The sequence below is a fragment of the Phenylobacterium sp. LjRoot97 genome (assembly GCF_964254345.1).
Taxonomy (GTDB): domain Bacteria; phylum Pseudomonadota; class Alphaproteobacteria; order Caulobacterales; family Caulobacteraceae; genus Phenylobacterium.
On sequence record NZ_CAXUTH020000001.1, the window covers coordinates 826,588 to 852,525 of the forward strand.

At 71.0% G+C, this 25,938-nt stretch carries 25 protein-coding genes; 14 read left to right on the plus strand and 11 right to left on the minus strand.

Going from position 1 to position 25,938, the window contains the following annotated elements; translation table 11 throughout:
• Nucleotides 1–4: 4 nt before the first annotated feature.
• Nucleotides 5–211: a hypothetical protein gene (locus ACSQ2H_RS03970; protein ID WP_436060157.1), complete on the minus strand. Its 207-nt coding sequence runs from the start codon at nucleotides 209–211 to the stop codon at nucleotides 5–7.
• A 213-nt stretch (nucleotides 212–424) separates the two neighbouring features.
• Between ACSQ2H_RS03970 and ACSQ2H_RS03975 the strand changes: the two genes are divergently transcribed.
• From ACSQ2H_RS03975 to ACSQ2H_RS03990, 4 genes are read left to right on the plus strand one after another with little or no spacing between them, the layout of a single operon-like run.
• Nucleotides 425–3,664 carry a peptidoglycan-binding protein gene (locus ACSQ2H_RS03975; RefSeq protein WP_436060158.1) on the plus strand — a complete coding sequence of 1,080 codons (3,240 nt, stop codon included), beginning with the start codon at nucleotides 425–427 and terminating at the stop codon, nucleotides 3,662–3,664.
• A 23-nt stretch (nucleotides 3,665–3,687) separates the two neighbouring features.
• Nucleotides 3,688–4,608 carry a sulfite exporter TauE/SafE family protein gene (locus tag ACSQ2H_RS03980; protein ID WP_436060159.1) on the plus strand — a complete coding sequence of 307 codons (921 nt, stop codon included), beginning with the start codon at nucleotides 3,688–3,690 and terminating at the stop codon, nucleotides 4,606–4,608.
• A complete protein-coding gene (locus tag ACSQ2H_RS03985; RefSeq protein WP_436060160.1) occupies nucleotides 4,608–5,375 on the plus strand; it encodes a TIGR02186 family protein in 768 nt (255 codons plus the stop codon). Before ACSQ2H_RS03980 ends, ACSQ2H_RS03985 begins: the two co-directional genes overlap by 1 nt.
• Before the next feature lie 3 nt (nucleotides 5,376–5,378).
• A complete protein-coding gene (locus ACSQ2H_RS03990; RefSeq protein WP_436060161.1) occupies nucleotides 5,379–5,846 on the plus strand; it encodes a DUF3429 domain-containing protein in 468 nt (155 codons plus the stop codon).
• Between the two features lie 36 nt (nucleotides 5,847–5,882).
• Here the strand turns inward: ACSQ2H_RS03990 and pdeM are convergent, their stop codons facing one another.
• The gene (gene pdeM, locus ACSQ2H_RS03995; protein ID WP_436060162.1) at nucleotides 5,883–6,611 is read right to left on the minus strand and encodes a ligase-associated DNA damage response endonuclease PdeM; all 729 of its coding nucleotides are present in this window, start codon (nucleotides 6,609–6,611) and stop codon (nucleotides 5,883–5,885) included.
• Nucleotides 6,608–9,079, minus strand: a complete 2,472-nt coding sequence (locus ACSQ2H_RS04000; protein ID WP_436060163.1) for a ligase-associated DNA damage response DEXH box helicase — start codon at nucleotides 9,077–9,079, stop codon at nucleotides 6,608–6,610. The genes pdeM and ACSQ2H_RS04000 overlap by 4 nt, the downstream gene beginning before the upstream one ends.
• A gap of 121 nt (nucleotides 9,080–9,200) precedes the next feature.
• Between ACSQ2H_RS04000 and ACSQ2H_RS04005 the strand changes: the two genes are divergently transcribed.
• The 6 genes from ACSQ2H_RS04005 (at nucleotide 9,201) to ACSQ2H_RS04030 (ending at nucleotide 14,582) form a co-directional block, all read left to right on the plus strand.
• Nucleotides 9,201–9,629, plus strand: coding sequence for a GFA family protein (locus ACSQ2H_RS04005; RefSeq protein WP_436060164.1), 429 nt, complete (start codon nucleotides 9,201–9,203; stop codon nucleotides 9,627–9,629).
• 68 nt (nucleotides 9,630–9,697) lie between these two features.
• Nucleotides 9,698–12,514 (plus strand): ATP-dependent DNA helicase, encoded by a 2,817-nt coding sequence (locus tag ACSQ2H_RS04010; RefSeq protein WP_436060165.1) that lies wholly within the window; start codon nucleotides 9,698–9,700, stop codon nucleotides 12,512–12,514.
• 38 nt (nucleotides 12,515–12,552) lie between these two features.
• Nucleotides 12,553–12,951, plus strand: coding sequence for a hypothetical protein (locus tag ACSQ2H_RS04015; RefSeq protein ID WP_436060166.1), 399 nt, complete (start codon nucleotides 12,553–12,555; stop codon nucleotides 12,949–12,951).
• 151 nt (nucleotides 12,952–13,102) lie between these two features.
• Complete coding sequence (locus ACSQ2H_RS04020) at nucleotides 13,103–13,771, plus strand: glutathione S-transferase family protein (protein ID WP_436060167.1); 669 nt, start codon at nucleotides 13,103–13,105, stop codon at nucleotides 13,769–13,771.
• On the plus strand, nucleotides 13,768–14,121 hold the full coding sequence (locus ACSQ2H_RS04025) for an ArsR/SmtB family transcription factor (protein ID WP_436060168.1): 354 nt from the start codon (nucleotides 13,768–13,770) through the stop codon (nucleotides 14,119–14,121). The genes ACSQ2H_RS04020 and ACSQ2H_RS04025 overlap by 4 nt, the downstream gene beginning before the upstream one ends.
• A complete protein-coding gene (locus ACSQ2H_RS04030) occupies nucleotides 14,118–14,582 on the plus strand; it encodes an SRPBCC family protein (RefSeq protein WP_436060169.1) in 465 nt (154 codons plus the stop codon). The genes ACSQ2H_RS04025 and ACSQ2H_RS04030 overlap by 4 nt, the downstream gene beginning before the upstream one ends.
• A 5-nt stretch (nucleotides 14,583–14,587) precedes the next feature.
• Here the strand turns inward: ACSQ2H_RS04030 and ACSQ2H_RS04035 are convergent, their stop codons facing one another.
• Nucleotides 14,588–14,920, minus strand: coding sequence for an SMR family transporter (locus tag ACSQ2H_RS04035; RefSeq protein ID WP_436060170.1), 333 nt, complete (start codon nucleotides 14,918–14,920; stop codon nucleotides 14,588–14,590).
• A 124-nt stretch (nucleotides 14,921–15,044) separates the two neighbouring features.
• Between ACSQ2H_RS04035 and ACSQ2H_RS04040 the strand changes: the two genes are divergently transcribed.
• Entirely contained in the window at nucleotides 15,045–17,075 is a 2,031-nt protein-coding gene (locus ACSQ2H_RS04040) for an elongation factor G (protein ID WP_436060171.1), read from the plus strand.
• On the opposite strand, the gene ACSQ2H_RS04045 is transcribed toward ACSQ2H_RS04040, so the two are convergent.
• The 4 genes from ACSQ2H_RS04045 to ACSQ2H_RS04060 all read right to left on the minus strand — a co-directional run bounded on the left by ACSQ2H_RS04045 (nucleotide 17,072) and on the right by ACSQ2H_RS04060 (nucleotide 20,988).
• Nucleotides 17,072–18,001, minus strand: coding sequence for a prephenate/arogenate dehydrogenase family protein (locus ACSQ2H_RS04045; RefSeq protein ID WP_436060172.1), 930 nt, complete (start codon nucleotides 17,999–18,001; stop codon nucleotides 17,072–17,074). The genes ACSQ2H_RS04040 and ACSQ2H_RS04045 overlap by 4 nt on opposite strands.
• Nucleotides 17,998–19,128, minus strand: coding sequence for a histidinol-phosphate transaminase (gene hisC, locus ACSQ2H_RS04050; protein WP_436060173.1), 1,131 nt, complete (start codon nucleotides 19,126–19,128; stop codon nucleotides 17,998–18,000). Before hisC ends, ACSQ2H_RS04045 begins: the two co-directional genes overlap by 4 nt.
• Before the next feature lie 46 nt (nucleotides 19,129–19,174).
• A complete protein-coding gene (locus ACSQ2H_RS04055) occupies nucleotides 19,175–19,981 on the minus strand; it encodes a chorismate mutase (protein ID WP_436060174.1) in 807 nt (268 codons plus the stop codon).
• A 257-nt stretch (nucleotides 19,982–20,238) separates the two neighbouring features.
• Nucleotides 20,239–20,988, minus strand: a complete 750-nt coding sequence (locus ACSQ2H_RS04060; protein WP_436060175.1) for a class I SAM-dependent methyltransferase — start codon at nucleotides 20,986–20,988, stop codon at nucleotides 20,239–20,241.
• Between the two features lie 143 nt (nucleotides 20,989–21,131).
• Between ACSQ2H_RS04060 and ACSQ2H_RS04065 the strand changes: the two genes are divergently transcribed.
• Nucleotides 21,132–22,379 carry a M24 family metallopeptidase gene (locus tag ACSQ2H_RS04065; protein ID WP_436060176.1) on the plus strand — a complete coding sequence of 416 codons (1,248 nt, stop codon included), beginning with the start codon at nucleotides 21,132–21,134 and terminating at the stop codon, nucleotides 22,377–22,379.
• A 72-nt stretch (nucleotides 22,380–22,451) separates the two neighbouring features.
• Entirely contained in the window at nucleotides 22,452–23,030 is a 579-nt protein-coding gene (locus ACSQ2H_RS04070; RefSeq protein ID WP_436060177.1) for a DJ-1/PfpI family protein, read from the plus strand.
• 1 nt (nucleotide 23,031) lies between these two features.
• Here the strand turns inward: ACSQ2H_RS04070 and ACSQ2H_RS04075 are convergent, their stop codons facing one another.
• Both ACSQ2H_RS04075 and ACSQ2H_RS04080 read right to left on the minus strand, forming a co-directional pair.
• A complete protein-coding gene (locus tag ACSQ2H_RS04075) occupies nucleotides 23,032–23,448 on the minus strand; it encodes a GFA family protein (protein ID WP_436060178.1) in 417 nt (138 codons plus the stop codon).
• Nucleotides 23,449–23,451: 3 nt separating this feature from the next.
• Nucleotides 23,452–24,519 carry a DUF2125 domain-containing protein gene (locus ACSQ2H_RS04080; RefSeq protein ID WP_436060179.1) on the minus strand — a complete coding sequence of 356 codons (1,068 nt, stop codon included), beginning with the start codon at nucleotides 24,517–24,519 and terminating at the stop codon, nucleotides 23,452–23,454.
• Here ACSQ2H_RS04080 and ACSQ2H_RS04085 point away from each other — a divergent pair.
• A complete protein-coding gene (locus tag ACSQ2H_RS04085) occupies nucleotides 24,518–25,057 on the plus strand; it encodes a gamma-glutamylcyclotransferase (protein ID WP_436060180.1) in 540 nt (179 codons plus the stop codon). The genes ACSQ2H_RS04080 and ACSQ2H_RS04085 overlap by 2 nt on opposite strands.
• A 167-nt stretch (nucleotides 25,058–25,224) precedes the next feature.
• Here ACSQ2H_RS04085 and ACSQ2H_RS04090 read toward each other — a convergent pair whose 3' ends face one another.
• On the minus strand, nucleotides 25,225–25,935 hold the full coding sequence (locus ACSQ2H_RS04090; RefSeq protein WP_436060181.1) for a lysophospholipid acyltransferase family protein: 711 nt from the start codon (nucleotides 25,933–25,935) through the stop codon (nucleotides 25,225–25,227).
• Nucleotides 25,936–25,938: the final 3 nt, after the last annotated feature.

The following is a 25,938-nucleotide window of genomic DNA, read 5'->3' on the forward strand; positions in this document are numbered from 1 at the left end:
TCGCCTAGCGGCGGCCCGTCGTCACCCCAAGCAGATTCACAGCGTGGACGATCATGAACAGCGCAAACGCGCTGGCGGTCACCATGATGAAGCGCCACGGCACCAGCCGTGGGCCCTTGATGGGGTCGAACGGCTTGGAGCCGCGCCAGCCGGCGAAGGCGGCGAGCGCGAGCAGGGCGCCGCAAAGCGCGAGGGTGACGTTCAGATCCATTTTCGTGCGCCTACAGCAGGCCGATGGCGGGTGCAAAGGTGAACCCGTCGCTAAGCCTTAACGGCCTCTTAACCACGTTGAGGCTTGTTTTCCCTAGGGGTCCCGGCGCCATCCACAGACTTTCACGGCTGGCCCAATATCTAGTGTTAACCTTCCGTTTACACACCAGGGATCGGTGGTAGCGTCCAGAATGGGCTGGGAGAACGATTCGATATGACGTCGGGTGCGCCCTGGAGCGTCAAGGGGATCGACCCTAAGGCGAGGGAGGTCGCGAAGGACCTCGCGCGCCGGTCCGGCATGACCCTCGGCGAATGGTTGAACCGCATGATCCTCGAGGATGACGCGCCCGAGGAAATCACCTCGCAATCCTATTTCGAGGAACGTCCTGCACGTTCCGACCGCGCCTACTTCGAGACCTCGCGTGCGCCGGACGCCGCGCCGGTGGCGGTTGTGGAGCCGCCGCCCGGCCGTTATGAGGCGTTACAGCATCCTGGCGACGAAATGGGCCGCGTGGCGATGGCGCTCGACCGCTTGAGCGGAAAGTTCGATCGCGCCGAGCCGCCGCGCCTGACCCCGGAATCCATCGCCGCCGAGAACGTGCTGCGCGAAGCCATGGCCCGCATCGAGGCGGCCGAACGCGATGCGGTGGCCGTCGCCGCCCGCTTCGAGGGCGCCGTACAAGAGGCGCGCGCCGAGAACACCCGCCTGGCCGAACGCCTGCGTCGGGTCGAGGCGGAGGCCGCCGGCCCGCGGTCGGCCGAGGCCCTGCGCTCGCTGGAGACCGCGCTCGGCAAGGTCGCCAATCATCTTTACGAAGGCGAAGGCCGCACTCGCGACAGCCTCCAGGCCATGGAGCAGCGGATCGACCAGATCTTCGCCTCCGGCGGCGGCGATCCGGCCAGCCTGCTCGAGGAAGTGGTCGATCGCGTCGATGCGCGTCTGACCGACGCCGAGACGCGGACGTCGGAGGCGCTGGTCAATCTGGGCCAGGCTTTCGCCAATCTCGACAGCCGCATGGGCGTGGCCGAAAAGGCCGTCGGTCCCGAGGTCGAGCGCCGGATCGAGGCGCTGGCCGCGACCCTGTCGCGCCGCGTCGAAGACGTGCGCGGCGAGATCGCCAAGGGCCTGCAGGACGTTGGCGCCGGCCGCTTCGACCGCATGGAGCGCCAGCTCGGCGAGATGGCCGAGACGGTGCGCAAGTCCGAGCAAGCCTCGGGCGAGGCCATCGAGCGGATGGGCCGCGAAGTCCTGTCCGTGGCCGATACGCTGAACCGCCAGGTTCAGGCCGCCGAACACCGCAGCGCCGATGCGATCGAACAGGTCGGCGGCGAAGTCGCCCGCATCGCCCAGGCGATGGAGCAACGGCTCGGGCGCTCCGAGGGCGCGCACGCCGAGGCGCTTGAGAAGCTGGGCGCGGAGATCGGCCGCATCACCGACCGCCTGACGGAACGCATCGGCAGCTCCGAGCGCCGCGCCGCCCAGGCCATCGACGACGTCGGCGAACAGGTCGCCCGCGTCAGCGAACGGATCAGCCAGCGCCAGGAGCGTTCGGCCGAGGACCTCGCCGACCGCATCCGCCAGAGCGAGGAGCGCACGGCGCGCCTGCTCGACGAGGCGCGCGAGAAGATCGACCGCAGCCTGGCCGAGTCGCATCGCCGGATCAGCGAGCAGGCCCTGGCCGCCGCCGCGCCGGCTGCGCCGCGGCTGACCCGCGAGGAACCGGCGGCGACCCCGTTCGACCACGATCCGTTCCGCGAGCTCGGCCCGGTTGCGGCCGTCCGGCCGGAAGGCCTGGCGCTGCAGGCGTTCGCGGCCCCCGATCTGCCCGCCGGCGCGTTCGGCGAAGCGGCGCGCGACGCCGACGCCGAGGCCGCCGAGGACCTCGCCGCAGCACCTGTCGCCTCCGAGTTCCCGCAGACCACCAACGCGCCCGTGTTCGACGCGGTCGATTTCGAGGCGGCCGACGGCTTCGATCCGATCGAGGAAGCCGCCGCAACGCCGGTCGAGGCCGAGATCGAGACCGAAAGCGAGTCCGCGATCGAGCCTGAGCCCGAGCCCGAGCCCGAGATCGAGGCGGTGGCCGAGACGTCGGAAGTCCAACTTCCCGAGCCGCAATCGAACGCCGACCCGTTCGCGGCCGCGGCCTGGATGTCGCCGGCCGCGTCCGAGCCGACCCCCGAAGTCGACGAGGTCGCTGAAGCCTCGACACCGGCCGATGGCGGAGAGCCCGCCGAGCCGGCCCGTCCGCTGTCGACGCGTGAGGTCATCGAGCAGGCGCGCGCCGCCGCGCGCGCCGCCTCAAGCCCCGCCGAAGCCAAGCGCAAGGGCGGCGGCAAGATCGAGAAGCTGCCCCGCAAGGAGAAGGAGGGGGGCCGTTCGCTGTTCTCCGGACTGAGCCTGCGCAAGCGGGCGGTCGGGTCCTCGTCGCTGCAGACCGCCCTGCTGGTGGCCGGCGGCGCGGCGTTCCTGAGCCTGGGCGCGGCCAGCTACTTCGTCGCCGACGGCGAACCCGGCGGCGCGCCGCCGCAGCGGGTGGCCGACGCCCTGGCGGTGTTCGCCAGCGACCAGGCCGGCGAGATCACCAGCGGCGAAGCCGACACCGCCCCGAATCCGACCCCCGTCCGCGCCGCCGTGGCGCTGGCGCCGCAACCGCTCACCGCGCCCGGGACTCCGGCTCCGGCGGCGGCTGCGTCGGTGGAAGATCCTGCGGCGGTCGCCAGCCTCTACGCCGAGGCGCTGCGCGCGCTCGAGGCCTCCGAGCCGGGCGGCCTCGACAAGCTGCGCAAGGCCGCGAACCTCGGCCACTCGCCGGCGCAGTTCTATCTCGCCAAGCTCTATGCGGACGGCGGCGCGGGCCTCAAGAAGGACCCCGTCGAGGCGCGTCGCTGGACCGAACGCGCCGCCGAGGGCGGAAATCGCGCGGCGATGCACAACCTGGGCATCGCGCTCGCCCAGGGCGTGGGCGGCGCCAAGAACCTGACCCTGGCCGCCGAGTGGTTCCGCAAGGCCGCCGATCTTGGCCTGGTCGACAGCCAGTACAATCTCGGCGTCCTCTACGAACAGGGCCGCGGCGTCACCCAGAACGCCGCCGAGGCCTACAAGTGGTACCTGATCGCGGCCCGCAGCCGCGACGAGCTGGCGCTGGAAAACGCCGCGCGGGTGCGCGCGGGTCTGTCGGCCGAGGCGCGCGCCGTCTCGGAGCGCTCCGCGCAGGGGTTCCGTCCGGTGGCGCCGAACAGCTCGACCGGCACGATGGCGACGGTGTCGAACAACGACGTCGCCACCGCGCAGCGGGCGCTCTCGCGGCTGGCCTATTACCAGGGCCCGACCGACGGGGCCGTGTCGCCGGCGCTGACCATGGCGATCGCCGCCTATCAGCGCCATCAGGGCATGGCGGCGACCGGTTCGCTCGATCCCGTCACGCTTTCGCGGCTTCAGGTCTTCACGCGGTGACGCGCGCCGGGTAAGGGGCGCCCTTGGATTTCTACCTCCCCATCGCGGAAGTCTCGGTGAACGCGCCCCTGCTGATCGCGCTGGGCGCGGTGGTGGGGTTCATCTCGGGCCTGTTCGGAATCGGCGGCGGCTTCCTGATGACGCCGGTGCTGGTGTTCCTAGGGATCCCGCCCGCGGTGGCGGTGGCCAGCGAGGCCAACCACGTCGCCGCCTCGTCGACCTCCAGCGTGATCTCCTACACCCGGCGCAAGGCGGTCGATTTCCGCATGGGCGGGGTGCTGGCGGCCGGCGGCGCGGTCGGCTCGCTGCTCGGCGTCGAGGTGTTCCGCTGGCTGCGCCTGCTCGGCCAGGCCGATCTTGTCGTTTCGCTGTCCTACCTGATCTTCCTGGGGGTGATCGGGGCCCTGATGCTCTGGGAGTCGCTGGGGTCGATCCTGCGCCGGCGTCGCGGGGATGCGCCCAAGCCGCGCAAGGACCGGCGGCCGCCCTGGCTCTACGGGTTGCCGTTCAAGGTCCGGTTCCCCCGCTCGCGGCTCTACATCAGCGTCATCCCGCCGATCCTGCTGGGCGTGTTCGTCGGCATCCTGTCGGCGATCATGGGCGTCGGCGGCGGCTTCGTGCTGGTTCCGGCGATGGTCTACATCCTGCGGATGCCGGCCGGCGTGGTGGTCGGCACCAGCCTGTTCCAGATCATCATCACCACCTCGCTGACCAGCGTGCTGCAGGCCGGGCGCAACCAGACCGTCGACGTCGTGCTGGCGACCCTGCTGCTGGTCGGCGGCGTGCTGGGCGCCCAGGTCGGCGCGCGGGCCTCGTCGCGGTTCCGGGCCGAGGAACTGCGGGCGCTGCTGGCGCTGATCGTCCTGGCCGTCGGCCTGCGGATGGGACTGGGCCTGTTCTTCACGCCGTCCGAGCCCTTCGTGCTGATGGCGGGGAACGGCTGATGGCGCTCGACGCAGCCCCGCCCCCGACGCCGCCGGCCGCCGTGTCGGCCGCGCTGACCACCACCAATGTGCGGGTGACCTCCAGCTTCCGGGGCGCGCGCATCGTTCTGTACGGAGCCGTGCTCGATCCGGCCCAGAAGGCCAGCGACGTGGTGGTCATCGTCCGCGGCCCGGAGGCGCCGGTGCGCATGGCGCGCAAGACCCGTGTCGCCGGGATCTGGGTCAATTCCCGGCCGGTGGTGTTCGAGGGCGCGCCGGGCTTCTACATGGCCGCCTCGACCCGCCCGCTGGACGAGATCGCCAACTTCAGCACCCTGCGGCGACTGGGGGCGGGGATCGACCACCTGCGGATCAACGCGCCGATGGAGCAGCGCACTGAGAGCCGCTACGGCGTGCGCGACGTGGTGGTGAGCGGCCTGGGGGCCGACTATCTCGACTGGCGCCGCGCGGTGGTGCGGCTGAAGGAGGCGAGCGGCCTCTACGCCGCCGACTCCCGCGGGGTCAGCTTCGTCGACAAGGGACTGTTCAAAGCCGAGATCGACCTGCCGACCGGGGCGCCGATCGGGGTCTATTCCGCTGACATCTACCTATTCCAGGACGGCCAGCCGGTGTCGAACCGCACCCGCGGCCTGACCGTCGAGAAGGCCGGCGTCGAGCGGGCGCTTTACCTGTTCGCCCATCAAAGGCCATGGTCGTACGGTCTGGCTTCGGTGGCGATCGCGCTGGCCGCGGGCTGGGCCGCCTCGGCGGCCTTCCGGAGGAACTGACGCTTGGAAACCGACGGCCACGTGCACGCCGAGACCGCCGCGCCGCGTCCCCTCTGGGTGATCGCGCTGTTCGGGCTGGCGCCGTTCCCGATCTCGGCCCTGACCTATGTCTATGGCGACGCCGACATGAGCGGGCCGGCGCTGACGGTGCTGCTGACCTGGTCGGCGATCGTGCTGGGGTTCCTGGGGGGCATCCGCTGGGGCCTGGAGAGCGGCCGCGCCAGCCCGCGCTGGACGCGGCTGGCGACCTCGGTGGTGTCGCCGACGGTGGCCTGGACGCTGATCTTCGCGCGCGGCTCGGTGGAGACCGCCTGGCTGCTGTGCGGCTTCCTGGCCGCGTTCATCCTGCAGTGGCTGTACGACCACGCCGCGCCCGACGTGCCGGCGCGGTTCCCGCGGCTGATGACCACCCTGACGCTCGGCGCCTGCCTGTCGCTGGCCCTGGCGCTCGAACAGGCGATGCGGATGTAGCCCTGATCGAAATCGAACTTCGATCATCTTGCGAACTCAGTCGCCGGCGACGGACCGCCAGCCCACGGCGTGCACCCGTCCGGCCCCCAGCGCCCCGCAGAGCGGCGGCCGCGAGAACAATCCCGAGAACGCGTCGTCGCGGATGCTGAGGCCGCCGGCATAGGCGCCGAAGGCCGGCACCACCATGCGCGCCCCGTCGGTGACGAAGCAGCGCCGCCGGACGCTGCCGCGCGAGGCGACGACGCGGGCGCAGGGGTGCAGGTGGCCGGCGACCTCGCCGTCCTGGCGGCCGGCGGTCGGCTCGTGCCGGAGGACCAGGCTTTCGACGCCGATCTCGTCGGCGACTTCGCCCGGCAGGTGGCGGGGGCCGTCGGCGTCGTGGTTGCCGACCACCCAGATGAGCCGGGTCAGGCCTGAAAGCGCCCGCAGGCCCTCGGCGTCGTCGCGCGCCAGGCGGTCCTCCGAAGCGCGGTCGTGGAAGGTGTCGCCGAGCAGCACGACGGCGTCCGGCTGGGCGGCGACCACCTCGGCCTGAAGCCGGCGCAGGGTGTCGCGGGTGTCGTAGGGCGGCAGCATCTGGCCGCGCATGGCGTAGGCCGAGCCCTTCTCCAGGTGGAGGTCGGCGACCACCAGCATCCGCGCCGCCTCGATCCACAGCGCGCCGCTGGGCCGCAAGGTCACGGCGGCGCCGTTCAGGCCGGTGCGCAGGCCGCCGCAAGGACTGGCGCCGAAGGCGTAGGGGGCGGGAGCGGCGAGCGCGCTCACGACATCGCCTCGGCGATCAGGTCGTCCTGGGCCTCGGCCAGGATCAGCTCGCCGGCGTCGCCGGGCGAGCGCTCCTTGCCGATTTCCAGCAGGATCGGCACCGAGAACGGCGATAGGTGCTCCAGCGGCGCATGGCGGATGGCGCCCTTGATCCGCGCCAGCATCTGGCCCAGGCGGGCGACGTCGATCATGCCGGTGGCGGCGTCGTCGCGCGCGCAGCGCAGCAGCAGGTGGTCGGGTTGATGGCGGCGCAGCACGTCGTAGATCAGGTCCGTCGAAAAGGTCACTTGGCGGCCGGTCTTCTCGTGACCCGGGAAGCGCCGCTCGATGAGTCCCGAGATGATCGCACAGCCCTTGAAGGCGCGCTTCATCATGAAGCTCTCGGCGAGCCAGGCCTCCAGGTCGTCGCCGAGCATGTCCTCGCCGAACAGCTCGTCGAAATCGAGGCCGTCCATCGGCTTCAGCGCCCAGATAGCCATCGCGTAGTCGTTGCAGACAAAGCCGAGCGGGGCGGCGCCCAGGCGCTCCAGGCGCCGGGTCAGCAGCATGGCCAGAGTCGTGTGGGCCAGCCGGCCCTCGAACGGATAGACCACCAGGAAGTGCCGCTTCCCGCGTGGGAAGGTCTCCAGCAGCATCTCCTCGGCCGGCGGGATCAGCGACAGGTCGCGCTGGGCCTCGAGCCATTCGCGCACGTCCGGCGGCAGCACCCGCCAGTGTTCCTGGTCGAACATCAGCTCGCGGACGCGGCCGGCCAGGAAGGTCGAGAGCGCGAACTTCGAGCCGCCCCAGGAGGGCATCTTCGGGTCCTTGTTGACGGCGGGGCTGACCAGCACCTCGGTTCCGGTGACGGCGACCAGGGCCCAGACCTGGCCGGCGAAGACGAAGGTGTCGCCGGGGTCGAGCATTTCCAGCATGCCCTCCTCGACCTCGCCGATCTTGCGGCCGGCGCGGCCGCGGCCCATCGAAATCCGCACCGCCAGCATGGCCGGCGAGACGATGGCCCCGACGTTGAGGCGGTGGCGCTGGGCGGTCTCGGCGTTGCGCACGGTCCAGCGGCCGTCGAGGGTCTTCACGATCCGGCGGAAGCGGTCGTAGGTCTTGAGCGCGTAGCCGCCGGTGGAGACGAAGTCGACGACCTGCTCGTAGTCCTCCCAGGCAAGGTCGCGATAGGGCCCGGCGCTGGTGATCTCGTCATAGAACGCCACGAGGTCGAAGGGCTCGGAGCAGGCGCAGCCCATGACGTGCTGGGCCAGCACGTCGAGCGCGCCGACGCGGCTCAGCTCGCCATCGAAGCGGTTCTCGGCGATGGCCTCGCGGGCCGCCTGGCATTCCAGCATCTCGAAGCGGTTGGCGGGCACGAACAGGGCGCGCGAGGGCTCGTCCAGGCGGTGGTTGGCGCGGCCGATGCGCTGGACCATGCGGCTGGCGCCCTTGGGGCTGGCCAGCTGGATGACCAGGTCGACGTCGCCCCAGTCGATGCCGAGGTCGAGGGTCGAGGTGCAGACCACGGCGCGCAGCTCGCCTCTCGCCATCGCAGCCTCCACCTTGCGGCGCTGCTCGGCGGCCAGGCTGCCGTGGTGCAGGGCGATGGGGAGGTTTTCGTCGTTCAGCCGCCAGAGCTCCTGGAAGGCGAACTCGGCCTGGAAGCGGGTGTTGACGAAGACGAGCGCGGTGCGGGCCTGCTTGATGGCGTCATAGACCTCGTCCATCGCGTGCTTGGCGGTGTGGCCGGCCCAGGGGACCTTGCCCTCTGACAGCAGCATGTCGACGATCGGCGCCGCGCCGGCCGGGCCGCGGACCAGGGCGACCTGCTCGTGGGTGTCGGCGGAGCGGCCATAGCCCATCCAACGGCGGATGACGTCGGGATCGTCGACCGTCGCCGACAGCCCGACCCGGCGCAGGTTCGGCGCGAACTGCTGCAGGCGCGCCAGGTCCAGCGCCAGCAGGTCGCCGCGCTTGGAGCCGTGCAGGGTGTGGATCTCGTCGAGGATCACGCAGGACAGGCTCTCGAAATAGAGCCGCGCGCCTTCCCAGGCGCAGAACAGCGCCAGCTGCTCGGGCGTGGTCAGCAGGATGTCCGGCGGCTTCACCCGCTGGCGCTGGCGGCGCGAGATGCCGGTGTCGCCGGTGCGGCTCTCGGCGACGATCGGCAGGCCCATCTGGAGGATCGGGGCCATCAGGTTGCGCTCGACGTCGACGGCCAGCGCCTTGAGCGGCGAGATGTAGAGGGTGTGGATGCCGCGCGGCGCGTTGGCCGGCGGGCGCTCCGCCAGTTCGATCAGGCTGGGTAGGAAGCCGGCCAGGGTCTTGCCGCCGCCGGTCGGCGCGATCAGCAGCGCGTCGCGCCCCTGGCGGGCCTGGGCGACCATGTCGAGCTGGTGCGCGCGCGGGCTCCAGCCGCGCTCGGCGAACCAGGCGGCGAACCTTGCGGGCAACAGATCTGGCGGGCTCGCCGGGCTATCGGCCATGGTCCGCCTATAGCATGTTCCCGTTCCGTTTCAGCGAATTCTTGCGCCCCTGAGTCGGTGGTCGGCGCACGCGGGGGGCGTAGACTTGCGCCCGTCGCGCATAAGCTGACAGGAGCCGAGCATGTCTCAGTCGTACCCGGGTGAGTGCTTTTGCGGTTCAGTGAAAATCGAGGTCACGGGCCAACCGGCAGCCATGGGCTATTGCCACTGCCGATCCTGCCGATCGTGGTCCGGCGGGCCGGTCAACGCCTTCAGTCTATGGGAGCCTTCGGCGGTCAAGGTGACGGCGGGCGAGGAACATGTGGCGACCTTCGCCAAGACCGAGATGAGCGAACGCAAGTACTGCAGCAAGTGCGGCGGCCACCTGATGACCAATCATCCGCCCCTGAAGCTGATCGACGTGTTCGCGGCGACCCTGCCGACCTTGGAATTCACGCCGGGCGTCCACGTCAACTATGCCGAGACCGTACTGCGGATGAAGGACGGCCTGCCGAAACTGAAGGACTTCCCGGCCGAGTTCGGCGGCTCCGGCGAGGCGATCGCCGAGTAGATGCGGCCTATGGGCAGGTTTTCAACGTTCCCTTTCCGTTTCCTGCCGAAAGCCGCTAGCAAGGCGGTGTGAACGCCCCGGCACCGAGTCTGGATCTTGCGCCCGCCCTGGTGGTGTTGCCCGGGCCGCGGGGCGGCGTCGCCGACGCGACCGGCGGCCAGGCGATCCGCGCGCCGGACGCCCGCGATCTGTTGCAGCGCGGCCCGGTGCTGGTCGCCCACGCCTCGATGACGGCGCGGCGGCTGGGGCTCAACGCGCCGCCGCGGATGCCGGGCCTGTTCGACGCGCTCGAGCTCTACGCCTTCGCCCGACCCGCGACCTTCTGCGCGCCGTCGTCGGTGGGCCTGGCCCTGGCGCTGGGGCAGCCCGAGCCGAAGGGCGCGCAGGCCCAGGCCGAGGCCTTGCGCGCGGCCTGCACGCAGCTGCTGAACGAGATCGCCGCCAGCCCGCAGCCGAGCCGGGAAGAGGCGCTGGCCATCGCCGAGACCATGATGCGCGCCGGCTGGGCCTGGGGCCCGGCGGTGGTCGCCGCCCTGCGCTCGGCCCCGGTCGGCAACCAGTTCCGGACCTCGGGCCTCGACGTCTGGACCCGCATCATGGAGTGGGAGGATCAGGCCCCGCCCGGCGAGGCGAGCTCGCGGCCGATCGCGCCGGAGGACGCCGGCAAGCGGCTGGCCGAACTGCTGCAGCGCTCGGGGCTGGACGAGACGCGGCCCGCCCAGGCCGAGTACGCCCAGGAGGCGGCCTTCGCCTTCGCTCCGCGCGAACGCGAGGGCGAGCCGCGGATGATGCTGGCCGAGGCCGGCACCGGGGTCGGCAAGACGCTCGGCTACCTGGCGCCGGCCTCGCTGTGGGCCGAGGCCAACGGCCCGTCGGTCTGGGTCTCGACCTACACCCGCGCCCTGCAGCGGCAGATCGAGCGCGAGAGCCACTCGATCTTCCCCGACCCCAAGGTGCGCGCCAAGAAGGCGGTCGTGCGCAAGGGGCGCGAGAACTATCTCTGCCTGCTGAATTTCCAGGACCTGGCCAACACCGCCCAGCTCGGCGGGGCCGACCTGATCGGCATGGCGCTGACCGCGCGCTGGGCCAGGGCCACCCGCGACGGCGACATGACCGGCGGCGATTTCCCGGCCTGGCTGCCGACCCTGTTCGCGGTGCCGGCGGCGGGGCAGGCGAGCGCCGCCAATCTCGTCGACCGGCGCGGCGAGTGCGTGCACACCGGCTGCCAGCACTACCGGGCCTGCTTCGTCGAGAAAGCGATCCGCGGCTCGCGCAAGGCCGACCTGGTGATCGCCAATCACGCCCTGGTGCTGACCCAGGCGGCGTTCGACGGCGCCCGGGCCGCGCGCGGCTCGAAGGCCGACGGCGAGACCACCCAGCTCAAGCGCATCGTCTTCGACGAGGGCCACCATCTGTTCGACGCCGCCGACGCGGCCTTCGCCGCGGCGCTGTCGGGGCAGGAGACCGCCGAGCTGCGCCGCTGGATCCGCGGACCGGAAGGCCGCGGCCGCCGCGGCCGCGGGCTGGAAGCGCGGCTGATGGACATGCTGGGCGACCGCGAGGACGCCCGTGAGGCGCTGGTCTCGGCCATCCAGGCCGCCGCCGCCCTGCCGGGCGAGGGCTGGTCGGGCCGCATCGCGCCGCCGAACGGCGAGGTCAATCCGATCGGGCCGATCGAGGCCTTCCTGGTGGCGGTGATCGAGCAGTTGCGCGCGCGGGCCGCGCCGTCCGACGTCGGCATGGAGTGCGCGGCGCGCCCGGCCCTGGATCTGGTGCGCGCCACCGCCCGCGACGCCGCCGTCGCCCTGGCCAAGATCGAGGCCCCGCTGCTGGCCCTGGCCCGACACCTGGAAGACCTGCTGGACGAGGAAGCCAGCCAGATCGTCACCAGCGACCGCGGCCGGATCGAAGGGGCGCTGCGCGGCCTGGACCGCCGCTGCCGGATGCTGCTGCCGGCCTGGCGCTCGATGCTGCGGGCCATCGACGAGGACGCCGAGGACGATCCGGACTTCGTCGACTGGTTCGACGCCACCTTCCTCTATGGCCGGGTGGTGGACGCCGCCTGCCGCCGCCACTGGGTCGATCCGACCGAGCCGCTGACCAACGCCGTCATCGCCCCTGCGCACGGGGTGCTGGTGACCAGCGCCACCCTGACCGACCCGACCCTGGACGATCCGTTCGCCCTGGCCGAGATGCGGACCGGCGCGGCGCGGCTGCCGGACCGGCCCAAGACCCTGAAGCTGACCTCGCCGTTCGACTACGCGGCCAATGCGCGGGCCTATGTGGTCACCGACATCGGCCGCGACGACCCGCGCCAGGTGGCCGCGGCGATGCGCGAGCTGTTCCTGGCGGCCGGCGGCGGGGGCGTAGGCCTGTTCACCGCCATCCGCCGGCTGCGCGCCGTGCACGAGCGGATCGCCGCGCCGCTGGCCGACAAGGGACTGGCGCTCTACGCCCAGCACGTCGACCCGCTGGAGGTCGGCGCGCTGGTCGACATCTTCCGCGCGGAAGAGGACGCCTGCCTGCTGGGCACCGACGCGGTGCGGGACGGGGTGGACGTGCCGGGCCGTTCGCTGCGGCTGCTGGCCTTCGACCGGGTGCCCTGGCCGCGGCCCGACATCCTGCACAAGGCGCGCCGGACCCGGTTCGGCGGCAAGGTCTATGACGACAACGTCGCCCGCGCCCGCATCTCCCAGGCCTTCGGTCGTCTCATCCGCCGCGCCGACGACAAGGGCGTGTTCGTGATGCTGGACGCCGCGGCCCCGACGCGGCTGTTCTCGGGCCTGCCCGAAGGCGTGCGGGTCGACCGGCTGGGCCTGGTCGAGGTCATCGAGGCGGTGACGGAGTTCCTGGGGCCGGGGACGGCGGTGGAAGATCCGTCGTGACGCAGGCGGGGAGCACAGCTGAAGGTGCTCCGAACCGCATGCCGGCAGTGCGGCTGATCTACGCCTTCATCCTCGCGCCCGCTCTGACGCCGGCCTTGTGGAGCCTCGGGGCGCTTCTGCTGGGGAGCCCGGTGTGGGCAAACCTCGGCCTGTTCGCTTTGGTGTTCTTCGCATACTTGCCCGCATTAGTCTTGGGCGCCCCGGCGTACCTTCTGTTACGGCGGCGAGGCGTTCGGCTCACGCCGCTGCGCGCTATGATCGCCGGCGCGCTGGTCGCCGCGGTTCCATGGTTCGTGGCGGCTGCCGGGCTGGCGCTTAATTCTACAGGGTTGGCGTTGCTCTGGCTCGCCGCGATCGCCGCGGTGGCAGGCGCGGTGAGCGGGCTGGCCTTCTGGGCGGTCGCCGCGTGGGGCCCTGCTTGTCGTCGACAGGTTTGAGCCCAGAGGGTCATCCCGGAAAGCGCGTCAGCGCTTGTTGGGCGCTTCCCCCGCGAAGGAAATACTTAGCTGCAGCGGAAAGTTTTTCTTGCCGGCGCATGAGCTCATAGTTAGCCTTTGCGGAAAGTATCTCTCGCAAGGAGCCGAGCCGATGAGCCTGGTGCTGCACTTCCATCCGCTGTCGTCCTACTGCCACAAGGTGCTGATCGGGCTCTATGAGCGCGGGACGCCGTTCGAGGCGCGGGTGCTCGATCTTTCGCAGACGGCGGACGAGTTCGCGGCGCTGTGGCCGACCGCGAAGATCCCGCTGCTGGTCGACGGGACGCGGGTGGTTCCGGAGACCAGCATCCAGCTGGAATATCTGGATGCGCACCATCCCGGCCCGCCGATGCTGCCGGCCGATCCCGAGGCGCGGCTGGAGGCGCGGTTGTGGGACCGTTTGTTCGACCAGTACGTGATGACGCCGATGCAGAAGATCGTCGCCGACCGGATGCGGGCGCAGGACGAGAAGGATCCGCGCGGGGTCGAGAACGCCCGCGAGATGCTGCAGATGGCCTATGGCCTGATCGATGGGCACATGGCGGGCCGCACCTGGGCGGCGGGCGAGGCCTTCAGCCTGGCCGACTGCGCGGCCGCACCGGCGCTGTTCTACGCCGGGATCGTCGAGCCGTGGGGCGAGGAGCGGCGTGAGCTGGACGCCTATTTCGAGCGGCTGCTGGCGCGGCCGTCGGTGGCGCGGACGCTGACCGAGGCGCGGCCGTTCTTCGAATACTTCCCCTATCGCGAGCTGATGCCGGCGCGCTTCCTGGAGGAGGCGTGAGCGGGGTCATGGTCGGGGGTGGAGAAGGTCTCGACCGCGTGTTCACGGCGCTGGCCGATCCGGGCCGGCGGGCGATGATCGACCGGCTGGCCAGCGGCCCGGCCTCGGCCAGCGAGCTGGCGGCCCCGACCCCGCTGGCGCTGCCGTCGGTGATGAAGCACCTGGCGGTGCTGGAGGCCAGCGGCATGGTCTCTTCGCAGAAGGCCGGGCGGGTGCGGACCTATCGGCTGGCGCCCGACGCCTTCGCCGGACTGGAAGCCTGGGTGGCGCAGCGCAAGCGGGCCTGGAACGCGCAGTTCGACCGGCTGGACGCCTATCTGGCGCAAACCAAGGATGGAGGCGGGCAATGAGATCGGCGAGCCACACCAGCTTCGTGATCGAGCGCCGGTTCGCCGCGTCGCCGGCGGCGGTGTTCGGCGCCTGGGCCGACGTCGAGGCCAAGAAGCGCTGGTCGGACTGTCACACCGGCGAGGGCGAGACCGAACTGACCATGGATTTCCGGCCCGGCGGCCGCGAGAGCTATCGCGCGCAGCTGCCTGGCGGGATCGACCAGCGGGTGGAGAAGGTGTTCTTCGATATCGTCCAGGATGAGCGGATCGTCTTCGCCTACGACATCGAGATCGGCGGCAAACGGTTGTCGGCCTCGCTGGTGACGGTCGAGTTCAGCGCCGAGGGCGCGGCGACCTTCATGCGGATGACCGAGCAGCTGGCCTATTTCGACGGCCACGACGACCTGGAGGACCGCATCCACGGCACCCGCGAGGGGATCGAGCGGTTGGCGCTGGAGGTCGAGGCGGCCGGCGCCCACTGAGGAGGTCAGTGCCCGGAGCTCTTGGAGAAGACGTTGATCACCAGCACGCCGAGCAGGATCAGGCCCATGCCGATCATCGCCGGGGCGTCGAGGCGCTGTTTGAACAGCACCCAGGCGATGGCGGTGATCAGCACGATGCCGACGCCGGACCAGATCGCGTAGCCGATGCCGACCGGCACGGTCTTCATCGAGTGCGACAGGCAGTAGAAGGCGATGCCGTAGCCGACTGCGGTGACGAGCGAGGGGACCAGGCGGGTGAAGCTGTCGGAGGCCTTCAGGGCGGTGGTGGCGATCACCTCCGCGACGATGGCAAGACCCAGCCAGACGTAACCGTTCATCCCAACTCCCTAAGTGAACTCGGCGCTTGTGCAGATCGCATGGCGGGTGGAAGCATATAGGCGGTCGGGGTCACAAGCGCCCGCTGCCAGAGGCGGGCGCCCTCACGTTTGGGAGGGCCCAAGGATGGGCAGACCAGGATCCGGCGCCGCACGCGCCATCGCCCTCGTCGGCGCGGCGGGAGCCGGTAAGACAACCCTCATGGAAGCCATGCTGTTCGCGGCCGGCGCGATCCCGCGCCAGGGCGAGGTCGGCGCGGCCAGCGTCGGCGACGCCAGCCCCGAGGCGCGGGCCCGCGGGCAATCCATCGAGTTCAACGTCGCGGGCTTCGAGTTCATGGGCGACCGCTATGCGGTGATCGACTGCCCTGGATCGCCCGAGTTCGCCGGGACCGAGGACTTCGTGCTGCCGGCGGTGGACCTGGCGATCATCGTCGCCGACCCGAACCCGACGCGGGCGCACCTGCTGCAGCCGATCTTCAAGGAGCTGGAGGCGCGGCGCACGCCGCACGCGGTGTTCGTCAACAAGATCGACCAGGCCCGCGGCGGGCTGGACGAGCTGATGGCGGCCCTGGCCCCGGCGTCCGGGAACCGCTTGGTCGCGCGGCAGATCCCGATGGTCGAGAAGGAGCATGTCACCGGCTTCGTCGACCTGGCGCTGGAGCGGGCCTTCGTCTACCGGCCGGGCCAGCCGAGCCAGCAGGTCGACCTGAGCGGCGATGTCGCCGCGGCCGAGGCCGACGCGCGCTTTCATATGCTGGAGCAGCTGGCGGACTTCGACGACACGCTGATGGAGCAGTTGCTGTCGGACCTCAGTCCGGAGCGGGACGCGGTGTTCGCCGATCTGGTGGCCGATCTCGCTCAGGGCCTGATCACCCCGGTGTTCTTCGGCTCGGCGCTGAACGGATTTGGGATCCGGCGACTGCTGAAGGCGCTGCGCCACGAGACGCCGGACGTGGTGGCGGCGGCGGCGCGGATGGGTCTGGACGGCCCGTGCAGCTACATCTTCAAGACCTCGTACGCCGGGCAGGCGGGCAAGATCGCCTATGGCCGGGTGATGCAGGGCGAGCTGGCCGACGGCCAGGAGCTGACGCTGGGCGGCGGCGACAAGGCGCGGGCCGGCGGGCTGACGATCTTCTCCTCGCCGAACGGCAAGAAGGCCGACAAGGCGCGCGAGGGCGACGTGGTGGCGATCGGCAAGCTGGAGGCGGCGATGCCGGGCATGGTCGCCTCGATGGACGGCAAGGCGCGCAGCCTGGCGCAGCCGGCGTTCCCGCCGGCGACGCTGTACTCGATGTCGATCTCGGCCAGGGACCGCAAGGACGACGTGCGGCTGTCGGCGGCGCTGAACAAGCTGGCCGAGGAGGACCCGGCGATCGTCATCGCCCAGGATCCGGCCACCCAGGAGACCATCGTCTCCGGCCGCGGCGAGGCGCATCTGCAGGTGCTGCTGGAGCGGCTGAAGCGGCGGTTCGGGGTCGAGGCGGCGACCGGGCGGCCGAAGGTCTCGTACCAGGAATCCCTACGCAAACCCGTCACCCAGCGCGGACGGCACAAGAAGCAGACCGGCGGCCACGGGCAGTTCGGCGACGTGGTGCTGGAGATCCGGCCGCGGGCGCGCGGCGAGGGCTTTGCGTTCTCGCAGAAGATCACCGGCGGCGTGGTGCCCAAGCAGTGGATCCCCTCGGTCGAGCAGGGCGTGCGCGACGCCATGGAGCGCGGCGCCTTCGGGTTTCCGGTGACCGACGTCGAGGTGGTGCTGGTCGACGGCTCGTACCACAGCGTCGACTCCTCGGAGATGAGCTTCCGGGCGGCCGGGCGGCTGGCGATGAGCGAGGGCCTGCGGGCCGCCGCGCCCTATCTGCTGGAGCCGGTCGAGAAGCTGATCATCCACGCGCCGCAGGCCTCGACCTCGAAGATCACCCAGGCGGTGAGCGCCCGGCGCGGCCAGATCCTCGGCTTTACGCCGCGCGAGGGCTGGAGCGGCTGGGACGAGATCGAGGTCTGCCTGCCGCGAGCCGAGCGCCAGGACCTGATCCAGGAGCTGCGCGGCCTGACCCAGGGGCTTGGCGAGTTCACCGCGGCGTTCGACCACATGGCCGAGCTGCCCGGCCGGCTGGCCGAGCAGGTGACCAAGGGCGAGCAGCCGGCAGCTTAGTGCTTGCCGCGGTCGCGGCCGAAGTTGGGTTCGGCGCTTTCCTGACCGGCGGCGATGATGCCGCGGCGGATATCGCGGGTGCGGCTGAAGAGGTCGTAGAGCTTGTCGGACTCGCCCCAGCGGATGGCGCGCGACAGCGCCTGGAGGTCCTCGGTGAAGCGGCCGAGGATCTCCAGCACCGCGTCCTTGTTGGCCACGAAGACGTCGCGCCACATGGTCGGATCCGAGGCGGCGATGCGGGTGAAGTCGCGGAAGCCGCCGGCCGAGTACTTCATCACCTCGGCCTGGGTGACCTCCTCCATGTCGGCGGCGGTGCCGACGATGTTGTAGGCGATGAGGTGGGGCAGGTGGCTGGTGACGGCCAGGACCAGGTCGTGGTGGCCGGCGTCCATCTGCTCGACATTGGCGCCGAGCGCGCGCCAGAACTCGGCCAGGCGGCCGGTCGCCTCGACATAGGCTTCGTCGTCGCGGGCCTGGGGCGTCAGGATCACCCAGCGGTTCTGGAACAGCTCGGCGAGGCCGGCGTCGGGGCCGGAGTGCTCGGTGCCGGCGATCGGGTGGCCGGGGATGACGAAGACGTCAGCGGGCAGGGCCTTGGCCATGGCGTCGGCGACGCTGCCCTTGACCGAGCCGACGTCGGTGATCGTGGCGCCCGGTTTCAGGGCCGAGGCGGCGGCGGCGGCGGCCTGGCCCATGGCCAGCACCGGGACGGCGAGGACCACGAGGTCGGCGTCCTTCACCGCCTCAGCAATGTCGCCGGTGACCTCGTCGGCGTAGCCGAGCTCAAGGATGCGGGCGCGGTGGGCCTCGCTGGCGTCGGCGACGAAGACGTGGCCGACGGCGCCGGCCTCGCGGGCGGCGCGGATCACCGACGAGCCGATCAGGCCGCAGCCGATCACCGCCATGCGCGGATAGATCACGCTCACTGCGCGGCTCCCTTCATGAACTCGGCCAGGGCGTCGACGACGGCGCGGTTGTGTTCTTCCAGGCCGATGGTGATGCGCAGGTGGTTGGGCAGGCCGTAGCCGGCGACGTAGCGCACGATCAGGCCGCGGGCGCTGAGGAAGGCGTCGGCCTCCTTGGCGGTCTTGCCCGGGGTGGTCGGGAAGCCGACCAGCACGAAATTGGCGGCCGAGGGCAGGGGCTCGAGGCCGAGGCCGCCGAGCTGCTGGGCCAGCCAGGGGCGCCACTGGTTCACCAGGTCGAGCGAGCGGCGCTGGAAGTCCTCGTCGCCGAGCGCGGCCACGGCGGCCAGCTGGGCCGGGATGTTGACGTTGAACGGCAGGCGGATGCGGTCGACGGCGGCGGCCATCTCGGGCGGCATATAGGCCCAGCCGACCCGCAGCGCGGCCAGGCCGTGCAGCTTGGAGAAGGTGCGGGTGACGACGACGTTCTCGAACTCGCGGACCATCGACATGCCGTCCTCGTAGGCCGGGTCGTCGCAGAACTCGGCATAGGCGCCGTCGAGGCAGAGCACGACGCTGGGCGGCAGGCCGGCGTGCAGGCGGCGGATCTCCGCGCCCGAATTCCAGGTGCCCGTGGGATTGGCCGGGTTGGCGACGAAGACGATGCGGGTGCGGTCGTCGACCAGCTTCAAGAGCTCGTCGACGTCGATGCGGTAGCCGGGCTCGGGGGCCATGCGAACTTCGGCCTGGCAGGCGCGCGCGCCGATCGCGTAGGCGCCGAAGCCGAACTCGCCCTGGACGATGTTGTCGCCGGGCTCGAGGAAGGTCTGGTTGAGCAGCTGGAAGATCTCGTCCGAGCCGCAGCCGAACAGCAGGCGCTCGGGCTCCAGGCCGTAGGTCGCGGCCAGCGCCTCGCGCAGGATGGTCGAGCGCCCGTCCGGGTACATCTGCAGCTGGTCGAAGGCGGTGGAGAACGCCTCGCGCGCGGCCGGGCTAGAGCCGAGGATGTTCTCGTTGGCCGACAGCTTCAGCGGATGCTCGACCCCCTCGACCTTCGACTTGCCCGGTACATAGGGGGCGATGTCGAGGATGCCCGGCTTGGGCGTCGGGCGCGGGGCGGAGGCGCGGTCGAGAACGATGTCGGACATGGGGGTCGGCGGCGGGGGCTCGGCGGCGAGGGGAGGGAGCGCCGTCTTACACGTCGATCGGCGCCGGCGCAGCCCCGATGACGCCGGTCAGGCGGCCGGGGGCGCGGGCCAGGCGCTCGTCGCCGGGCTGGTAGAAGCCCATCAGCGCGAACAGCTTCAGGCCGCCGGCCTCGGCGATCAGGTCGCCGGCGACGCCGTCGCGGCCGAGCGCGTTCTCGATGGCCGAGGCCGTGCCGCCGGCGTCGGTGACCCAGTAGGTGAGGTCCGCGCCGGTGGGCTCGACCTCGACCTCGGCGACGGCCAGGGCGACGTTGGGACCCCAGGCCGACAGGCACGGCAGGGCGGCGAACACCTTGAGCTTCGGCTCGGCCAGCAGGCGGCCCCACCAAGGGGTGTCGGACGAGAGGGCGAGCACGGCGACGCCGCCGAGGGTCTTGGCGCCGGCGATGGCGTCCTCGGGGCGGGCGACCTGGCGCAGCGAGGGGGCCGCGCCGAAGCGCAGGCGCGCGCCCTCGACCGCGCGGCCGGAATCGCGACCGCCGAAGACCGAGATGTGGAACGGACCCTGACGCGAAAGGCTGTCGCCGATCAGCTCGCGCCAGATGCGCACCACCAGGCTGGGGCGGGCGGCGTTGCGCGGCTTGTCGAGCAGGGTGCGCAGGAGCTGGGCCTCGCGGCCGGGACGCAGGGCGAACTTGTCGGCGTCGCCGGCGGCGGCCTTGGCGGCGGCGACCTGGACGGCCAGGCCCGCGCGCTCGTCGACCAGGGCCAGCAGCTGCGCATCGATCGCGTCGATGCGCGCGCGCACGGCCTCAAGGGTGGGCGGAGCGGACTTGGGATCGGCCTTGGCCATACTTTCCCCCGAAAACGAAGGTTTGGCGCATAGGTCATCGCAGGCGACGGCGCAATAGGCCCCTTCGCCGCAAAAAAGTTGCACGGGAAACCTGTTGCCGCGCGGGGCGGCGAGGCAGGGCGGAGCCCAATCTTAACGCCGGTCATCCCGGCGGAGGCCGGGACCCAGTTTCAGCCGCCGCAGATGGCGTTTGCGCCCCAAGGCACAGCTCTATGACCTGGGTCCCGGCCTTCGCCGGGATGACCGGATTTTGCTGGCTAGCGCGGTTTGCGGAAGACCATGGTGAACTGGTCGGTCTTGCCGCGGATGGACGGGTCGAAGACGTTGGTGGTGTGGGGATCGGCGGCGTCGTGGAACAGCGGGCTTTCGCTCTCCAGCACGAAGCCGGCGGCCTTAAGGTCGCTCTTCACCGCTTCGGGGTCGATGCGGTGCAGACTGTCGGCGGCGCTGATGCCCGAACCGGGCAGGGCGGCGTGGTCGACGATCAGCAGCACGCCGCCGGGCTTCAGCGATTTGAAGAGCTCGGCGTCGACCTTGGCGGCGGTCCCGGACGGGAACGGCTTCAGATAGAGGTCGTGATAGTTCTGAACGGTGACGATGGCGTCGAGGCCGTCGGGCAGGTCGAGCTGCTGAAGGCTGGCGTCGAGCGGGGTGACGTTCTTGTAGGCGTCGGCGACCTTCTTGAGGTTCTCGCCGTACGAGGCCTGGAACTTGATGAACTCGGCCGGCTGGTAGGCGTAGACGTGGCCGGTCGGGCCGACCGCGGCCGACAGGATGCGGGTGACGTAGCCGCCGCCGATCACGAAGTCGGCCACCTTGTCGCCGGTCTTGATGTCGGCCAGGGCCAGCAGCTCGCCGGGCTTGCGGGCGGCGTCGCGGGCGACGTCGGCGGCCGGGCGGGCCGGATCGGCCAGGGCCGCGGCGATGTTGGCAGGCGGCGCGGCGAGCGCGGGGACCGCCAGGCCGGCGGCGAGCACGAAGGCGAGGATGCTGGTGCGGGTGGTCATGGGGGACGCCTCTCCGTTTTGCGGCAGGCTAGCCGGGCGCGGACGCTTCGGGAATATCATTGTTATCGGTTGGATCTGGTCGGCGGCTCGGCTCACATAGCCGCGCAACGGCGCGAGCGCCGCGCGGCGAGGGGGGATGCGCCATGGTTCTGGATCGACGGAATTTCCTGGCCGGGGCGGCGGGCGCCGGCCTGGCGCTGAGCCTCGGCGGCGCAGCGGCCGCGCAGGTCGAGGGCCTGAGCAAGATCACCGGCGGCGCGGTCCCGATTTCGCAAGCCGAACGGCTGGCGCGCATGGCCAAGGTCCAGCGGCTGATGAAGGCGCAAGGGTTGTCGGCGCTGGTGGTCGAGGCCGGCGCGTCGCTGACCTATTTCACCGGCGTGCGCTGGTGGCGCAGCGAGCGGGTGACGGCTGCGATCATCCCGGTCGAGGGCGAGACGCTGATCGTCACCCCTCATTTCGAAGAGCCGTCGGTGCGCGAGACCCTGGCGGTCCCGGCGCAGGTGCGGGTCTGGCAGGAGGACGAGGATCCGGCCCTGGTCGTCGCCGACTGGCTGAAAGCGCGCAAGCTCGCCTCCGGCAAGATCGGAGTCGAGGAGACGGTGCGGTTCTTCGTCCATGACGGCCTGGCGCGGCGGATGCCCGACGTGCGGTTCGTCTCCGGCGCGGACGTCGTGCGCGGCTGCCGGATGATCAAGTCGCCGGCCGAACTGGCCTTGATGCAACTGGCCGCCGACGTGACGCTGGCGGCCTACCGCTACACCCACGGCAAGGTCGAGCGCGGCATGAGCCATGCCGACGTCGGGGCGATCATGAACAAGGCCACCCGCGCGCTGGGCGGATCGCCGGAGTTCGAGATGGTGCTGGTGGGCGCGGACGCGGCCCTGCCGCATGGCTCGGAGAAGCCGCAGGTCGTGCGCGAGGGCGAGATCGTGCTGATGGACTGCGGCTGCACGGTCGAGGGCTATCAATCGGACATCTCGCGGACCTTCGTGTTCGGCGAGCCGACCGCCCCCCAGCGCAAGGTCTGGAACGAGGTGGCGCGCGGCCAACAGATCGCCTTCGAAACGGCCCAGATCGGGGCCGCCGCCGGCGCCGTCGACGACGCAGTCCGCCGCTACTACGAGAGCCTGGGCTATGGGCCGGACTACGGCTTGCCGGGGCTGTCGCACCGCACCGGGCACGGCATCGGCATGGAGGGCCACGAGCCGATCAATTTCGTCCGCGGCGAAACGACGAAGCTGGCGCCGGGCATGTGCCTGTCGAACGAGCCCGGCCTCTATCTGCCCGGCCAGTTCGGGGTGCGGCTGGAGGACTGCCTCTACATGACCGAGCAGGGACCGCGCTGGTTCTCCAAGCCGCCGACCTCGATCGACCGGCCGATGGGCTGACATCCTGCTGACAGGATTTGGCGCCGGAACCGGCGATGGTGCGTTTCGTCATCGCGGGTCTGGAGTATCGCCATGGGCAAGCACATCGCCTTCATCGTCATCGACAATTTCGCCGACTGGGAGCACGCGCAGCTCAGCGCCGCGGCCCGCGCCTATTTCGACGGAGCGACGTCGTTCCACACCCCGGGCGGGCGGCCGGTCACCTCGATGGGCGGCATGACCATCGATCCCGGATCGGCCATCGAGGACCTGACGCCGGACGCCTACGACGCGCTGGTCGTGGTGGGGTCGGACGGCTGGACCGGCGACGACGCGCCTGACATCGCCCCCGTGCTGCGGGCGGCCGACGAAGCCGGCAAGGTGGTCGGAGCGATCTGCGCCGGGACGGTGGCGGCCGCCCGCGCCGGCCTGTTGGACAGCCGGCGCCACACCTCCAACGCGCTCGACTTCATGCGCTGCTATACGCCCGGCTACCGGGCCTGGGACCTCTATGTCGATACGTCGGCGGCGGTGCGCGACGGGACGCTGGTGACGGCGGCCGGCTCGGCGCCGGTCACCTTCACGATCGAGGTGCTGGGCGCGCTGCATCCCGAGCGGGCCGATAGCCTGGCGCAGTTCCGGGCGATGTGCGCGGCGGAGCTGGCGGGCTAGATCAGCCGGGCAGGCCGTCGAGCTTGGGGACGGCGTCGAGGTCGGCGTCCCAGTCCGCGCGGCTGGCGCAGCTGATGTGGGCGGTGGGGCGGATGTCGACGGGGCCGTCGAGGCTGCCGGCGGGGACCTTGAGCAAGGCGCCGTCCATCTGGACGTCCGGCAGGGCCGAGCCGCACGAGGTGCAGAAGCTGCGCTCGTGGCGCGTGCCGGGCACGCGATAGGTCTTCACCTCCTGCTCGCCGCTCAGCCAGCGCAGGCGGCCGCCCGACGCGAACAGGTTGGCGCCGTGAGCCGATCCGCTGCCCTTCCGGCAACGCGCACAATGGCAGAGGAAGAAGGCGTCGAAGGCGCCTTCGACCTCGAAGCGCACGGCGCCGCAGAGGCAGGATCCGGCGACCAGCGACGGTGACGAGGCCATGGCCTAGTAGACTTTCGGGGCCGGGCCGATGGCGACCGGGCCGAGGGTGGTCTGGCCAGCCTGGAAGGTGACGTTAGCGCGGGCGACGTCGTCGGCGCCCTGGCGGGCGGCGGCGACCGCGGAGGCGGCGATGGCGGCCTCGGGGCGGATCACCCCGGTCTCGGCCATGGCGCCCAGCGCCTTGGGCGCTTCGCGCAGGGTCACGTCGAGCGAACCGTTGAGGCGGCCGTCGTAGCCGACGCTGAGCACGCCGGACTGAGCGCCGATCACCGCTTCGCCGGCGGTGATCCCGGCCTGGCGCACGGTCATGCGGCCGCCGGCGGTGGTCCAGGCGCGGACCGCCTCGGGCCAATTGGCGCCCTGGAAGGCGCTGATCTTCGAGAGCAGCGAATCCCACGAGATCGAGATCGGCTTGTCGCCGGCGACGCGGGCGAACAGGCCCGAGAGCCGCGCCGTGCCGGCGTCGACCTTGAAGAACACCGCGGCCTGGTCCTCGGGGCCGGGCCGGAAGTGAAACTCGACCTTGTCGGCGGCCGACAGCGCGAACGGCTGGGCGCCCGGCGTCGGCGCGAAGGTCAGCTTGGTTCCTTCGAACGAGAAGCGCGGCAATGGCTGGTCGAGGCCCGCGAGGCTGGCGTGGATGACGTCGCCCTTGACGTCGACCGGTCCCCCGACCGGGCGGGTAAAGGTCAGGCCGCCCGGCGTCGCCAGCACCCAGGTCGACAGTCCGTGCATGAACGCCTGGGCTTCGAGCTTCGGCGCGGCCAGCGCCCAGCCGGACGGCTCGCGGACCTTGGCGTCGTCGAGCTGGATGTTGAGCCGGAACGGGTAGCCGTAGATCCGCTTGTTGCTCCAGGCGACGTCGTAGCCGGCCTTGCGTAGCTGTTCGGCGCCGGCCTCGAGCCGCTTGTCCGCCTCGCCGCGGGCATAGACCCACAGGCCGCTCCAGCCGATGGCCGCGACCCCGGCGATGATGAACGGGATGTAGAGCGCCGCGCGTCGGGGTTTGCGGTGGTGCGCCGGATCGGGCACAGGGGAGGTAGGCGGAGCGGGATTGTCGCGGCGGGCCATGTCGGTTGAGCGTTGGGTCTTCGGTTACGGGTCGCTGATGTGGCGTCCGGGGTTCGAGTTCGTCGAGCGCCAGAGCGCCACCCTACACGGGCGGCGTCGCGCCTTCTGCATCTATTCGGTGCACCATCGCGGCACCTACCAACGGCCGGGCCTGGTGCTGGGCCTGGCGCCGGGCGGCGCGGTGCGCGGCGCGGCCTATCGGGTCGCCGAGGAGCACTGGCCGGCGACCTACGAATATCTGCGCGAACGCGAGCAGCCGACCGAGACCTATGTCGAGGCCAAGGCCAACATCCGGCTGGCGAACGGCCATCGGGTCGAGACGCTGGTGTTCCTGTCGGACGTGCATCATCCGCAGTGGGCCGGGGCGCTGTCGCTGGAGCGGCAGGCCGAGCTGATCGCCGGGGCCCACGGGCTGTCGGGCCGCAATGTCGACTATCTGCGCGACCTGGTCGCCCACCTCTGCGAGATGGGCGTGCACGATCAGGCGATGGAGAAGCTGCTGGGCATGGTCGAGGCGCGCGAGCTGGCGGCGCGGTGAGGCCTGGTTCCTTCTCCCCTTGTGGGAGAAGGTGGCGGGCGAAGCCCGACGGATGAGGGGGCTTCGATCAAGCCCCCGAATGCGTCGTGAACGGATAGGCGCTTACCCCTCATCCGACCCCGCTGAGCGGGGCCACCTTCTCCCACAAGGGGAGAAGGATCGAGAAGTCACAGCGCCAGCAGGGCGTTTGAGGCGGTTTCGGTGCGCTCTTGCAGGGTGCGCATGAACTCGGCGCGCTTGAGGCCCGGCTGGATCGGCTCGAGGTACTCGAAGACGATGGTGCCCGGCTTGCGGGTGAAGCCGTGCTTGGGCCAGTGGACGCCGGCGTTGGTGGCGATCGGGTGCACCGGCACGTCGATCTCGCGGTAGAGGGCGGCGATGCCGGGCTTGTAGTCGGGCGGCGCGCCGGGGGCGGTGCGGGTGCCTTCAGGGGCGATGATCACCTGGCGGTGTTCAGCGAAGCGTTCCTGGGCATCCTTCACCAGCTTGCGCAGGGCGGCCGAGTGGCCCGAGCGGTCGACGACGATCATCTTGGCCTTCATCGCGTACCAGCTGAAGAACGGGATCCACATCAGCTCCTTCTTCATGACGAAGCAGGCGTCCGGCATGAAGGCGAACTGGGCGAAGACGTCGAACATGCACTGGTGCTTGGGGGCCAGCAGGGCCGCGCCCTTCGGCATGTGTTCGCGGCCGCGGACCTCGACCTTGATGTCGCAGACCACGCGCAGCAGGAAGATGATGCCCTTGGCCCAGCCGCGCATCATCTCCGTGCACCAGCTGCGCGGCGCCGGCAGGACGACGATCGCACAGCCGACCGCGACGAGAACGGACCACAGATAGAACAGGACGGCGAACGCCAGGGAGCGCAGGGTGGTCAAACA